This is a genomic window from Starkeya sp. ORNL1, from assembly GCF_012971745.1.
In the GTDB taxonomy this organism is placed as follows: domain Bacteria; phylum Pseudomonadota; class Alphaproteobacteria; order Rhizobiales; family Xanthobacteraceae; genus Ancylobacter.
This window is the reverse complement of sequence record NZ_CP048834.1, coordinates 1360659-1374147: the sequence shown is the minus strand read 5'-3', so window position 1 is coordinate 1374147 and position 13489 is coordinate 1360659. Positions and strand designations below refer to the sequence as shown.

Genomic DNA, 13489 nt, shown 5'->3' with positions numbered 1-13489 from the left:
CCGCGAGGTGGCAAGAGTACCTCACCCATTCGTATTCAAGTGGCCAACGAGACACGATCGGTCTGAGCCGCTCGACAAGATTGCGAGCGCGAAGCGCCAGACTGGTACATCGAACGCTCATGTGGCGCATCCCGCCGATGCTCGCCCGCCGGTTTGCTTGCGTGCTGCATCTGAGATGCACGGACTTCCGCGCCGCGCGTCGCGTTGCTGGCATAGGTTCGATGGCTCTGCTTGTGACAAAGAGTTGGGCATGCAAGCATCGCTTGCGGCTACGGCGTCGGTAATGATTGCCGAGGAAAAATATAAATTTCTGCTTTATTTCCGTTTTATCATCCTAAGATGAGAGGGCGCGGCAATGTCTTTACCAATCAAGCGAGTGCTTCAGGCAAAATATCTTAACTGGGTGGGGCCTCTTAAAGATGATCTCGTAGATCTTCTCGAATTCTACTCCGGAATCGTGGAGATCAATGATCAGGGTGGCGCCCCGATTATGACGATATCTTATGCATTTTTTGTTCCGGTCAACATGTCGCGATCTATTCGGGATTATAAACGCAGCGAAGATCTCGAGTTTTCTCTGTCATCGGGACTGTCCACCATTAGCGTTGGCGGAGAAACTTCGCTCGTCGGCATCGATTTGGTAAAAATCGACACGGGACGCCAAAGGTTTCCTGGCGGCGCTTTGGAACGTGAAGTGTTGGTGATGACGGCGAGCGTTCCGACGCTTAGAAGTAATCTGGTGCGGCTTAATTACAATCTTGTCGTCAAATCCAGATGTCCAAAAGACGATAAGTCTGAAGAAGGGGTGCCTTTTCTTAGCAAATTCACGGTCGATTCGGAGTCCTCACCGCGAGAGTGAGCCAAATTAATCTTGGAGTCAGAAAGATGAATCCAACAATTCGTATTAGTAATCTTGGATTTGGCACGGACGGATTCGGAAATCCTGTCACGCTTATCACTGTGTACTTAAAGTCTGACCTGCTTGAGACGCCTATAGAGCTAAGTTTTCCACAAGACGAAAACCTGGGCTACACATTTGATCTCGCTGTCCAGCAACTGAGGAATCTTTCTGATCAAATCATTCTGGCGCTAGATGAGGGGCTAAAGTTCGAAGGCTCGGTGTAGATGATCTGCCAGGCCGCGTGATATCGCCAGTCTTCGACGTAATCAGCACCGTGCGCTGCGCGGCGCCAGCTTAAGTCTCGCCGTAACTTCAGATTCCACCGCCCATCACGCCCGGCGCCTCACCCCCGCAGCAGCGGCAGCACATCGCGCGCCAGCGCGTCGACCTGCTCGGCCTCGTAGCGGTACGGCACGAAGACGATCTTCTTCACCCCGCAGGCAATGTGGGCGGCGATCTGTTCGGCGCACTCTTGTGGGGTGCCGACTATGGCGCTGTCGAAGGTCGAGAGGCTGCCCTTGGAGAGGTCCCACTCGGCGTGCAGCCATTCGGTCATCTTCGCCATGCCGGTCGCTCGGTCGCCGACATAGATCGGCAGCTGGTTGAGGCTGTAGAGCGAGGCGGGATCGCGGCCGGCCTCCTCGGCATAGGCCGAGATCTTCGCCCAGGCTTCGTTGAAGCCTTGCGGCGTGTAGAAATAGGTGAGCCAGCCATCGCCCTTGGTCGCGGCGCGCTTCAGCACGACATCGACATAGCCGCCGATCAGGATCGGCGGATGCGGCTTCTGGATGGGTTTGGGGAACATCACCGCATTGCGCAGATTGAGCTCGTCCCATTCGCCGGTGACCGAATCCTCGGTCCAGAGCCGACGGAGGATGTCGAGGTTGCGGTCCATGATCTTGCCGCGACGCTCGAACGGGATGCCGACGGCGTCGAACTCGCGCTTGTACCAGCCGACCGCGGCGCCCAGCATCAGCCGGCCCTTGCTGATGAGGTCCAGCGAGGAGAGCTGCTTGGCGAGAATGACCGGATTGCGCAGCGGCAGCACCAGGACCCCGGTGCCGATCTTGATCGTGGTAGTGCGTGCGGCGACCGCGGTGAGCAGCGACAGCGAATCGATGATCGGGAAATGCGGGTCGGTGCCGAGCAATATGTGGTCCCAGACCCAGAGCGACTCGAAGCCCAGCTCCTCCATCCGCACGCCGTAATCGATCAACGCGCCGGCATCCGGCAGCTCCGGGAAGCGCGTGAAGTTGCGCATGGCAACGCCGAAGGCCGGGGTCGTCATCGGGCTCTCCATGAGGACAGGGAACTTCAGGCGGTGTAGAGCCGCTCGGGATCAAGCTCGCGCAATATGGTGAGCTCCACGGGCGTCGGCGGCTCGGTCACCGCGACATCCGCCGGCACCGGAAGCGGGAAGCCGGTATTGGCCTGGATCTGCGCGGCGGAGACGCCGGGATGCAGCGCCACCACCATCATGGCGCGGGTCTGCGCATCGAAGCCGAGAATGCCGAGATCGGTCACCACGCGGAACATGCCCCCGGCGGGCAGCCCGGAGGCGGCGCGGCTGTCGCCACCGTCGAGAAAGCCGGGGCTGGTAATGAAATCCACCTTCTCGACGAAGCGGCGCTTCTCGTGGCGCATGGCGACGATCATGTCGGCGAGGCTGGCAATGTCGTTGCCGCCGCCAGTGCCGGGCAGGCGAATCCTGGGCTTGTCGGCATCGCCGATGAAGGAGGAGTTGAGATTGCCGTAGCGATCGATCTGCGCGCCGCCCATGAAGCCGACATCGACATAGCCGCGCTGCAAGAGCAGCAGCACCTCGGTGATCGAGACCAGCATGTTGGCGCGCCGGGCGCAGCGCTGCTCATTGGTGGAGGGCGGCAGCCGACCCGGCACCACGAACGGCCCGATCACGCCGCCCTCGAACAATATGGTCAGCCCCGGCGCATGGGTGCGCTGGGCGAGGATCGCCGCCAGCAGCGGGATGCCGACGCCGGCGAACACGGTCTGGCCGTCCTTCAGGAGCCGCGCGCTCATCACCGCCAGCAATTCGGAGGCGGTGAAGTCGGCCCGCGCCTCGTCGGGCGGCAGTGCGGCGAGGGCCTCAATCGTCATTGATGCTGCTCCCGCGGCGCCGGGCATCGAGCAGTTCGGCCATGCCGATGCGGCCGAGATAATCGGCCCAATCCCGGGGCTCGTAATGGAAGCGCTCAAGATAAGCCTTGGCGCCAGCATCGGGGTCCCTGGCGGTCATCTCGGCATAGAGGTCCATATGGCCGTAGAACGGTTCATAGAGGCCGTAGCTTTCATGCGGCGCGGAACCGAACGGCACCTCGACCACCGCATCGACGGTAAAGAAGCCGATTTTGGTCTGATCCGGCGCGCGGCGGATCTGCTCGTTGGAGACGATGCGCTCGGTGGTCAGGATCACCCGCTTCGCCGCCATCGCCAGGTCGACATCCATGAAGGTCAGGCCGTCGATCTGCGCGTTGCCGAAGGCGTCGCAGCGCTGCACATGGATCAGCGCCACATCCGGGTTGAGCGCCGGCACCAGCAGCAGCGTCTCGCCGGTGAACGGGCATTCCATGGCCCTGGCGCCCTCCGCCCGATCGAGCACACCGGAGCCCAGCATCGAGCGCATCGGCAGGAACGGCACGCCCATGGCGCCGGCGCGATAGCGCAGGCCCATCGCCATGTGGCTCCATTCCTCGAAGCGCGCCCGCCCGGTCTCGGTATAGGCGCGCATCACCTTGGAGACACCCCAGACGATGCCCTGGCTGAACCAGCTGGTGATGATGTGGCTGGAGGCGCCGGAGGCGTAGAGCAAGTCGCCCTCGGTGGAGACGATGGAGCGTGAGACGGTCAGGTCCCGCGTCCCCGCGCGGATCAGCGCCCACAGCATCGCCATCGGCGTGCGGGAAGCGGTGCAGCCGCCGAGCGCGACGTGCTCGCCATTGCTGACCAGTTTCGCCGCTTCCTCCAGCGACATCACCTTGTCGCGCAGGCTGCGGTCGCGCTCGCGCGTCGCCTGCCTGAGTTCGAGATAAGGGGTGACGGCGCTCATGCTTGTCCTCAGGCGGCGATGGCGACGCCGGCGTCGCGGTTCATACGGGCGATCAGTTCGTCGAAGGCGCCGAGCTGGGCGTGCAGGCCCTTCCAGAACGACTGGTGGCGGCGGCGCTCGAAATCCTCGATCGCAATGCCCTGCTGCTCGACCCAGGTGTAGTAGCCGAGATTGAACACGCGCTGGCGGTCGCGATGGTCGAGTTCGAGCACATGGTCGGCATCGCCGCCGAGCAGATGCTGGCCGAACGCTTCCGCCGCATCGATCTGGTCGTAGCTCCCGCCCTTGCGCGCCAGATGCAAAGCGCGCTCGCTGCCATAGAGTTCGGCACCGTCGGTGGCGATGGTGAGGATCGCGTCGTCCGGCCCGAGGTCGAGACGGCGCGCGGTCTTGATCGCGGCCAGCACATTGGCGATGCCGGACAGTCCGAGCGTGCCGAGCGCCTCGACGAGGCCGGGCTCAAGCCCGCGCCGCTCCATCAGATAGGCGCGGCCCGCCGCGCTGCCGAACAGTAGGGCGAGGTCGTCCGAGGCCTGGTCGGAGACGCCGGCGATGATGTCGGTGTTGGTGACGTTGTGGATCAGCGGCACATGCTTGTCGCCGATGCCCTGGATGTTGTGCTCGCCGAAGCCGTTATAGAGCAGGGTCGGGCATTCCACCGGCTCCATGGCGACGATCTTCGCGCCATGCTCTTCCTTCAGCCGGTCGCCGGCGCCAAGCGTGCCGGCCGATCCGGTGCCGGCGACGAAGGCGGCGAGCCTGAGAGCCGGCGCGCCTTCGCGATGAGCCTCGAACAGCGCGGAGGCGGCGGCGCCGGTCACGGCATAATGCACGAGATAGTTCGGGAATTCGGAGAACTGGTTGAGGATGACATTGGCCTCGTCCTTCCCGATCTCGGCGCAGGCGTCATAGATCTCCTTGACGTTGGATTCCGTGCCGGGGGTGCGCACGATATCCGCCGGGTCGGTGACCCATTGCTCCAGCCAGTCGAAGCGCTCCGCGCTCATGCCGCCGGGCAGCACCGCGACGCCGCGGCAGCCGAGGATGCGCGATATGGCGACGCCGCCGCGGCAGTAATTGCCGGTCGACGGCCAAACCGCGCGATGGCGCGTCGGGTCGAACCGCCCGGTGACGAGGCGCGGGGCGAGGCAGGCATAGGCCGCCAGCACCTTGTGCGCCCGGATCAGCGGGAAATGCCGCCCGAGCATGACGAAGATGCGCGCCGGCACGCCGGTGACGCTGCTCGGCAATTCGATATGGGCAGGCACCTCGCGTCCCGCGACGCTCATCGCCGCATTGTACCAATGCACGCCGAACAGATTGTGCGGGTCGGGCGCGCTCGTGTCGGCCAGCGCCGCCGCGGCGCTGCGGCCGGCGGGCATGAGGCGAGGCTGCGCCAGTTCGGCGAAGCTCGGCAAGGCGATCCCGCGCCCGCGCAAATGAGCAACCGTGACGCGGTAGGCGGCGGGATCGGCGATGTCGGCAGTCAGTTCGAACGGATTCATGCGATGCCCGGTACGGTGACGCATGATGCGCCGGAACCATTATTCCCTATCGTTCTAATAATAGAACCATTGAGACAGAATTTCTTTTATTTACATGCATGTCAATTGACTAAATAGGCGGCGCGGCTGCCCGGATTGCGGGCAGATGGTGCCAGGGGAGCTGAAGTCGGACGACACAGCGCCCAGCTGCTCCGCTCGGCGGTGTGATGGCACGCCGGTTGCTGGATGGGGTAGCCGGCGTCGAGGCGCCGCAAGAATGAACTCGCGACCGGGAACGCGCCATGCCTCTCCTATCCATGACGGTGAACGGCGCTGCCGTCACCGCCGAGATCGACATACGCATGCTGCTGGTCGATTTCCTGCGCGAGGAATTGCGCCTGACCGGCACCCATGTCGGCTGCGACACCAGCCAGTGCGGCGCCTGCACGGTCCATATGGATGGCGAAGCGGTGAAGGCCTGCGCGGTACTCGCGGTCCAGGCCGAGGGCGCGCGGATCCTGACGATCGAAGGCGTCGGCACGCTGGCGCAGCTCCATCCGATGCAGGAAGCCTTTCGCGAGCATCACGGCCTGCAATGCGGCTTCTGCACGCCGGGCATGATCATGGCCGGCATCGACATCTCCCGCCGGCACGGTACCGAACTGGAGGTAGCGACGGTGCGCAGCGAACTGGAGGGCAATATCTGCCGCTGCACCGGCTACCACAACATCGTCACCGCCATCATCAGCGGCGCGCGCGCCATGGGCGATGCGTCCGCCACGTCGCATGCGGCCGAGTGAGCGGGAGCGCGCCATGTTCAGTTTCAACTATCACCGCCCGGAAAGCCTTGAGGCCGCGCTGGCGCTGGCGAGTGCGGGGGAGGATGCGCGGTTGCTTGCCGGCGGGCAGACACTCATCCCGACGCTGAAGCAGCGGCTGGCCAGCCCCAGCGACCTGATCGATCTCGCGGGCGTCCCGGCGTTGCGCGACATCGTGCGCGAAGCTGACGTCCTGCGCATCGGCGCCATGGTTCGGCACGCCGATGTCGCTGCCTCAAAGGTTGTGCGGGAAGCGATCCCGGCGCTGGCCGAGCTTGCCGGGCTGATCGGCGATCCCGCGGTGCGCCATCGCGGCACGCTCGGCGGCTCCATCGCCAATAACGACCCGTCGGCCGACTACCCGGCCGCGCTGCTTGCGCTCGACGCCACGGTCGAGACCGACCGCCGGCACATCGCGGCGGAAGATTTCTTCCTCGGTCTGTTCGAAACCGCGCTGGAGCCGGGCGAGATCGTCACCGCCGTCGCGTTCCCGGTGGGTGCGCGTGGCGCCTATGAGAAATTCCCCAATCCCGCCTCGCGCTACGCCATGGCCGGCGTCTTCGTGGCGCGGGGAGAGGGCAGGGTGCGGGTAGCCGTCACCGGTGCTGCGCAGGGCGGCGTGTTCCGCTGGAGCGAAGCCGAGGCAGCGCTGGAGACCGACTTCACTGTGGAGGCGCTCGTCGGGCTCGCTTTGCCGGCCCACGACATGATCGCCGATATCCACGGCACCGGCGCTTATCGCGCGCATCTCGCGGCGGTTATGGCGCGGCGGGCGGTGGAGAGGCTCCTCGGAGAGGTTGGCTAATCAACCCCTCTCCCCCACAGAACTCGGCTGTTGCCGAGTTCTGCATTCCAAGCGGTCAAAGTCGGATGCATCCGACTTTGACGGGAGAGGTGGCCCGCGAAGCGGGTCGGTGAGGGGGAGCGCGATTGCGGAGCAAGACCCCTCACCCCATCGCTCTCCCCCGACGGGGAGAGGGTGCTGCAACGTAGCAAGCGGCAGTTACGACAACAGCAAATTCAATGCTCGTCGTCCTTGATCTCGTTGCGCAGCAGGTCGAGGATCCGGCGTTTCACGGCGATGAACTCGGGGTCCATCACCATGTCGAGCGAGCGCGGGCGGGCGATCGGCACCTTGATCTCCTGCTTCAGCCGGCCGGGGCGCGCGGTCATCACATAGATGCGGTCGCCGAGCAGGATGGCCTCGTCGATGTCGTGGGTGACGAACAGCACGGTCTTCTGGTGCTGTTCCCACACCCTCAGCAGCAGCTTCTGCATGCTGGAGCGGGTCTGGCTGTCGAGCGCGCCGAACGGTTCGTCCATCAAGAGGATCTTGGGATCATTGGCGAGGGCTCGGGCAATCGCCACGCGTTGCATCATGCCGCCGGACAATTGCTTGGGATAGGCATCGTGGAAGGCGGCGAGGCCGGTTTCGTTGAGGTAGCGGTTGACGATGTCCTCGCGCTCCTGCGGCGCCACCTTGCGGCGCTTGAGGCCGAACTCGACATTCTCGCGCACGGTTAGCCACGGGAACAGCGTGTAGGACTGGAACACCATGCCGCGATCGGCGCCGGGCCCGTCGACCACGCTGTCGCCGAGCAATATGTCGCCCTCGGTCGGCTCGGCGAGGCCGGCGACCAGATAGAGCAGGCTCGACTTGCCGCAGCCCGAGGGGCCGACAATAACGGCGAACTCATTGTCGGGGACGTCGATCGAGATGCGATCGATGGCGGCCACGGTCTTGCCGCTCGGCATCTGGTATTCGAGCCGCACATCCTTGATGCGCAGGCGCGGCGGTGTGTCGATCCTGCCATGAGCATCGACCGCAGCGTCGAGGGGAATGACGGACTTCAGGGCTGCTGCAACGTTCATCGAGCCGTTTTCATCATCTGGAGGAAGGGCCTCGTGCCCGACATGCTCGGCACCGGGCGTCACTGCGCCCAGCCGACCATTTTCATGCGGATCACCCGGAAGATCAGGTCGGTGAACAGGCCGAGCAGGCCGATGACCGCGATGGCGAGGAAGATCACGTCGACCTGGAAGCCGCGCATCGCCTTCATGCTGATATAGCCGAGGCCCGAGGAGGCGGCGACGAGTTCGGCGACCACCAGATAGGTCCAGGCCCAGCCCATGGTGATGCGCAGCGTGTCGATGATGCCGGGCAGCGCCGCCGGGGTCAGCACATGCAGCAGCGCGTCCCGCCGGCTGGCGCCGAGCGTGTAGGAGGCGTTCAGGAGGTCCTTCGACACGCCGCGCGAGACATCGGCGATCATCACCAGTTGCTGGAAGAAGGTGCCGAAGAAGATGACGGCGATGCGCTGCTCGATGCCGATGCCGATCCACAGGATGAACAGCGGTACGAAAGAGGTAACCGGCAGATAGCGGATGAAGTTCACCAGCGGCTCGAGCCCGGCCTGCACGACCCGGAACGTGCCCATCAGCAGGCCGAGCGGCACCGCGATGATCGACGAGATGACGAACCCGATCACCACCACCTGGAGGCTGGCCCAGATGTGCTCGGCGAGCGTGCCATCACCCAGCAGGCGGAAGAACGCACCGGTCACGGCGGAGGGAGAAGGCAGGAAGATATCCTGCATGAAGCCGCCATAGGTCAGCAGCGACCACACCGCGATCACCGTGAGCCACACCGCGGCGGATATGACGAATTTGAGCGAGCCCGGCACATCGGCCTTGGGGGTCAGGCAGAGATCGATCAGGGAACGTTTGCGCGCCATTCAACAACCTGAAGGTCTGAGAGGTCCGGGCGCAGGCAGGCCCGCGCCCGGAATGTTCGGCTCAGGGATGGATCACTGGGTGAAGCCGGGATCGATCACGGCGTGGTAGTCGATCGTGGTCTTCATCTTGCCGAGGTCGGACCAGATTTCATTGCCGAGCTTGATCACGTCGGCGATCTGGCCCGGCTTCTCCTTGGTGCCGAGATAGGAGATCGTCATCGGCTTGTCGTAGAACTTCACGCCCGAGGCGGCGTCGGCGAAGTCCTTGGGCTCCTTGAGATAACCGCCGACGCCCTTGGCCATGATGGCGTAGGCCTTGTCGGGGTTGGTCTTGATGTAGTCGACCGCCTTCTGCAGCGCGGCGACGAAGCCCTTCACGTCGTTCGGCCGCTCTTCCAGCACCTTGCAGGAGATCTCCAGCACGTCGACGATCACGCCCGGGGTGGCGGCGCTGTCCATCAGCACCTTGCCGACCTTCTTGGTCTTCACCAGCGTCAGGTTCGGCTCCCAGGTCACGGCGACTGGGACCTGACCGGCGATGAAGGCGGCGGCGGCGGCGTCCGCGCTCATGTTCAGCACGGTGACATCCTTGAGCGGGATGCCCTGCTTCTTGAGCAGATAGGAGAACCAGAACTGCGAGGTGGAGCCCTCGTTCAGCGCCACGGTCTTGCCCTTGAGGTCGGGCAGGCCCTTGATGCTGTCGAGCGAGACCATGCCGTCGCCGCCATGGCTTTCATCGAACACCGCGACCGCCTTGAAGCAGAAATTGTCGGAGCGGTACTTCAGGATCTCGTCGACCGTGGTGGCAGTGCCGTCGAGCTTGCCGGCGGCCTGCGCCGCCATGGCGAGCGCGGAATCATCCACCACCTGGAAGTCGACATCGACGCCGTTTTCCTTGAAGTAGCCGAGCTCGCGGGCCAGATAGAGCGGGCCGTAGCCGACCCAGATGGTGTGGCCGATCGAGATCTTGCCGGCGAAGGCGGACGAGGTGGCAAGGGGCGCAATCATGGCCGCCATCACCGTGCCGCAGACCAGTCCGGCGACGCGCCGGCCGAGAACTTTATTGAGCATCGTCTTTATCCTTGGATCATGCCTCTATCGGTCGTGCAGGCGCAGACATCTTCGATGGTCCACGAACAGATGAAGGCCCGACCTTCACCGATGTGTTCGGGGGTTATCCCGCGGGGCGGAGCTGCAGGTCGGCTCCACCCGCCAATTAAAAGCAATTGCTATGCCAAGGCGCGGCCAGCCTGAAAACTGACGAGGGCAGGGGGCTAGATTTGTCGCCGGGCGCCACTTCTTTAGGCGCATGCCGCAAGGCGACCGACGATGCTTTGTTTTATTGGAAGTTGCGGCGCTCATTACGCCGATTCATGAAGAAGCACCGCCGGCGCCAATCAGCGCCACGGCTTCATTCACACGTCCGGTCGACCAAATGCCGGTCGCCGCCGGGCGAGAGACTTGCGCGGCCGGGATGGATTCAAAAATACATTTAATTGTTGCCCAGCTTCAGGATTGCCTATCCAGCGGGCGTGCCTTCCGGAGCGGCGGGGCAATGCCGCGCCGGTCAAGCGGCCAATTCCCGCGTCATGGCCGGCCTTGTGCCGGCCATCTCGGCGTCTGACGCGCTGTCCGGAATCGAGGTCCCCGGCACAAGGCCGAGGATGACGATCGTACCAGACGTTTTCGGTCGGGCAGGCTGAGGTCGTTCTGTGTCCGCTTTTCCGCCGTTCACCGAAAAAACTATCCGCAGCAACAGCTAATAATATTTTACCGACCCCGTCGGCTCTCGCACAAGATTTGATCACGAGAAAGGATGGGCAGGATGATCCGCACGGGTGATGAGTATCGGCAGGGGCTGCGCGATGGCCGCGAGGTCTGGATCGATGGCGAGCGCGTCGCCGACGTCACCCGGCACCCCGCCTTCAAGCCGATCGTCGATGTGCGGGCGCGGATCTACGACATGGCCCACGAGGCTGCCTATCAGGACCGCCTCACTTATGTCGCCGACAATGAGCGCAACACCATCTTCTACAAGCCGCCCCGCGAGACCAGCGACTGGACCGACAAGGTCGAGGCGGTCGATGCGGTGATGAAGGACATTGGCGGCGTCGTCACGAGGGTCGGCGACGAGACCATCGGCGAGGTCTGGTCGCTGATCGATGGCCGCGACGTGCTGGCCGAGTACGACCCGCGCTTTGCCGACAATGTCGACCGCCACGTCGCCAGCATCCTCGACAACGACATCTTCCACGTCTCCGCCAACACCGATCCGAAGGGCGACCGCTCGCGCGCCCCGCAGGACCAGGACCCGGACATGATGGTCCATGTAGTCAAGGAGACCGATGCCGGCATCGTCATCCGCGGTGCCAAGTACGAGACCGCCGCGGCCTATGCCGACCAGGCCTTCCTGAAGCCGACCGTCGGCGCCTGGACCAACGAGACGCTGTCGGACTATGCGGTCGGCGGCATCGTGAAGATGGGCGCGCCGGGGGTGAAGCACATCTGCCGCTCCGGCTTTGCCGGCAGGAGCGACCCGGCCGACTATCCGCTGGCCAACCGCTTCGACGAGGTCGAGGCGATGGTGATCTTCGACAATGTGCTGATCCCCTGGGAGGACATCTTCTTCTACCGCCACACCAAGGCGGCGCAGCATGTGCGCGGCACGCTGCACCGCTATTCGGCGTTTCCCTATGTGCAGCGCCTGCTCTATGTCGCCGACATGATGATCGGCGCGGCGATGTGGAACGCCAGGCAGACCGGTCTCGACAAGCTGCAGTCGGTCCGCGAGAAACTGGCGGACCTCGTCTGCTACCGCGAAGGCATCAACGCCCACCTGACCGCCTCGATCGCGATGGCGCAGAAGAGCCCCGGCGGGCTTTTGATGCCGCACCAGTCGATGCTCTATGCCGGGCGGGTGCATGCCTGCGCCAACCTGCCGGCGATGATGCATATCGCCCGCGAACTGTGCGGCGGGCAGATCTGCGTCACGCCGAACGCCGCCGCCTTCAACGCCGAGGGTTCGGGCGACTGGCTGAAGAAGTTCTACACGCTGAACGACCAGTGGGAGGCGGAGGACCGCCGCAAGCTGCTGGCGTTCGCCCGCGACCTGCTCAACTCCGACTATGCCGGGCACCGGCTGACCTTCGTGCAGTTCGCGCAGGCGCCGCACTTCAATCACCTGGCCGCGGTCTATAACAGCTTCGACTTCGAGGGCCCGCTCGACTTCGTCCGCAAGTCCGCAGGGCTCTCGGACAAGATCCTTTCCGACAAGGTGAAGGGCGGACGATGACGAGGCTCGAAGGCAAGGAGACTTCGCCGGATATCACCGCGATCCTGGGCGATCTCATCGCCTTCGAGAGCGTCAGCCATCGCTCCAATCTCGACATTGTCGATTATATCGGCGCGCTGCTCCGAAAGGCGGGCGTGCCGTACCGCCTGATCCCGAACGCCGCCGGCGACAAGGCTTCCATCCTCGCCACCATCGGCCCGGTCGAGCGGCCCGGCATTGTGCTCTCCGCGCACACCGATGTCGTCCCGGTCGAGGGGCAGGACTGGTCGAGCCCGCCCTTCGCGGCCACGCTGCGCGACGGCCGGCTGTATGGTCGCGGCTCCAGCGACATGAAGGGCTTCGTTGCCAGCGTGCTGGCTTATGTTCCCGTCTTCGCGGCTTCAGCCCGCGCCATGCCGGTGCATCTGGCCCTCTCCTATGACGAGGAGATCGGCTGCGCCGGCGCGCCCGATCTGGTGGCTGCCGTCGCGGCGCTGCCAATGCGTCCCTCGCTCTGCATCGTCGGCGAGCCGACCGGCATGCGCGTGGCCTATGCGCACAAGGGCAAGCTGGCGCGGCGCGTGACCGTGCTGGGCCGCGGCGGCCACTCCGCTTTGCCGCACCGCGCGGCGAACGCCGTGGAAGCCGCCGCCGCCATCGCCTGCGACCTCGCCGCGCTCGGCGCCGAACTGCGTGTCGTCAGCAATGAGGCGTTCGATCCGCCCTGGTCCAGCGTGCATGTCGGCTCGCTGCATGGCGGCGGCGCGCTGAACCTGGTACCCGACCGCGCCGTGCTCGAATTCGAGGTGCGCACGCTGCCCGGCACCGATGCCGCGGACGTCATCGCCCGTATCGACGCCATACTGCAGCGTGCGCGCCGTCGCATCCGCGAACAGGCGGCCGAGGCGGATGTGCGCGTGGAAGAGATCAGCGCCTATCCCAGCCTCGATACCCCCGCTGACAGCGCCGCCGTCGGGGCGGCGCGCGAACTCGCGGCGAGCGACGCACCGCCCTTGACGCTCGCCTTCGGCACCGAGGCGGGACTTTATGCCGAAGCCGGCATTCCCACCGTGGTCTGCGGCCCCGGCGACATCTCCCGTGCCCATAAGGCCGACGAGTGGATCGGCCTCGATGAACTCGCCGCCGCCGGCCGCATGATGCAGCGCCTGGCGGATCGGGCAAGCCAGGTTCCGCAATAATTGCAAGTCTTTGT

At 64.5% G+C, this 13489-nt stretch carries 13 protein-coding genes; 6 read left to right on the top strand and 7 right to left on the bottom strand.

What is annotated here, in order from left to right:
• Positions 1-355: 355 nt before the first annotated feature.
• Together G3545_RS06705 and G3545_RS06700 are read left to right on the top strand one after the other, a co-directional pair.
• Positions 356-859: a hypothetical protein gene (locus G3545_RS06705; RefSeq protein WP_170011042.1), complete on the top strand. Its 504-nt coding sequence runs from the start codon at positions 356-358 to the stop codon at positions 857-859.
• Positions 860-885: 26 nt separating this feature from the next.
• Entirely contained in the window at positions 886-1125 is a 240-nt protein-coding gene (locus tag G3545_RS06700) for a hypothetical protein (RefSeq protein ID WP_170011040.1), read from the top strand.
• Positions 1126-1244: 119 nt separating this feature from the next.
• Here the strand turns inward: G3545_RS06700 and G3545_RS06695 are convergent, their stop codons facing one another.
• From G3545_RS06695 to G3545_RS06680, 4 genes are read right to left on the bottom strand one after another with little or no spacing between them, the layout of a single operon-like run.
• A complete protein-coding gene (locus tag G3545_RS06695) occupies positions 1245-2189 on the bottom strand; it encodes a TIGR03619 family F420-dependent LLM class oxidoreductase (protein WP_170011038.1) in 945 nt (314 codons plus the stop codon).
• A gap of 26 nt (positions 2190-2215) precedes the next feature.
• Positions 2216-3019, bottom strand: coding sequence for a CoA-transferase (locus tag G3545_RS06690; RefSeq protein WP_170011036.1), 804 nt, complete (start codon positions 3017-3019; stop codon positions 2216-2218).
• Entirely contained in the window at positions 3009-3968 is a 960-nt protein-coding gene (locus tag G3545_RS06685) for a CoA transferase subunit A (protein ID WP_170011034.1), read from the bottom strand. The genes G3545_RS06690 and G3545_RS06685 overlap by 11 nt, the downstream gene beginning before the upstream one ends.
• An 8-nt stretch (positions 3969-3976) precedes the next feature.
• Positions 3977-5473 carry a pyridoxal-phosphate dependent enzyme gene (locus tag G3545_RS06680; RefSeq protein WP_170011032.1) on the bottom strand — a complete coding sequence of 499 codons (1497 nt, stop codon included), beginning with the start codon at positions 5471-5473 and terminating at the stop codon, positions 3977-3979.
• A 281-nt stretch (positions 5474-5754) separates the two neighbouring features.
• Here G3545_RS06680 and G3545_RS06675 point away from each other — a divergent pair, with 281 nt between their 5' ends.
• Positions 5755-6252 carry a (2Fe-2S)-binding protein gene (locus G3545_RS06675; protein ID WP_170011030.1) on the top strand — a complete coding sequence of 166 codons (498 nt, stop codon included), beginning with the start codon at positions 5755-5757 and terminating at the stop codon, positions 6250-6252.
• A 13-nt stretch (positions 6253-6265) separates the two neighbouring features.
• A complete protein-coding gene (locus tag G3545_RS06670) occupies positions 6266-7075 on the top strand; it encodes a xanthine dehydrogenase family protein subunit M (RefSeq protein ID WP_170011028.1) in 810 nt (269 codons plus the stop codon).
• A 215-nt stretch (positions 7076-7290) separates the two neighbouring features.
• On the opposite strand, the gene G3545_RS06665 is transcribed toward G3545_RS06670, so the two are convergent.
• The 3 genes from G3545_RS06665 to G3545_RS06655 form a co-directional block, all read right to left on the bottom strand.
• Positions 7291-8025: an ABC transporter ATP-binding protein gene (locus tag G3545_RS06665; RefSeq protein ID WP_246702870.1), complete on the bottom strand. Its 735-nt coding sequence runs from the start codon at positions 8023-8025 to the stop codon at positions 7291-7293.
• 176 nt (positions 8026-8201) lie between these two features.
• Positions 8202-9005: an ABC transporter permease gene (locus G3545_RS06660; RefSeq protein WP_170011024.1), complete on the bottom strand. Its 804-nt coding sequence runs from the start codon at positions 9003-9005 to the stop codon at positions 8202-8204.
• A 72-nt stretch (positions 9006-9077) separates the two neighbouring features.
• Entirely contained in the window at positions 9078-10076 is a 999-nt protein-coding gene (locus G3545_RS06655) for an ABC transporter substrate-binding protein (protein WP_170011021.1), read from the bottom strand.
• A gap of 754 nt (positions 10077-10830) precedes the next feature.
• Between G3545_RS06655 and G3545_RS06650 the strand changes: the two genes are divergently transcribed.
• Together G3545_RS06650 and argE are read left to right on the top strand one after the other, a co-directional pair.
• Positions 10831-12297 (top strand): 4-hydroxyphenylacetate 3-hydroxylase family protein, encoded by a 1467-nt coding sequence (locus G3545_RS06650; RefSeq protein ID WP_170011019.1) that lies wholly within the window; start codon positions 10831-10833, stop codon positions 12295-12297.
• Positions 12294-13475: an acetylornithine deacetylase gene (argE, locus tag G3545_RS06645; protein WP_170011017.1), complete on the top strand. Its 1182-nt coding sequence runs from the start codon at positions 12294-12296 to the stop codon at positions 13473-13475. Before G3545_RS06650 ends, argE begins: the two co-directional genes overlap by 4 nt.
• Positions 13476-13489: the final 14 nt, after the last annotated feature.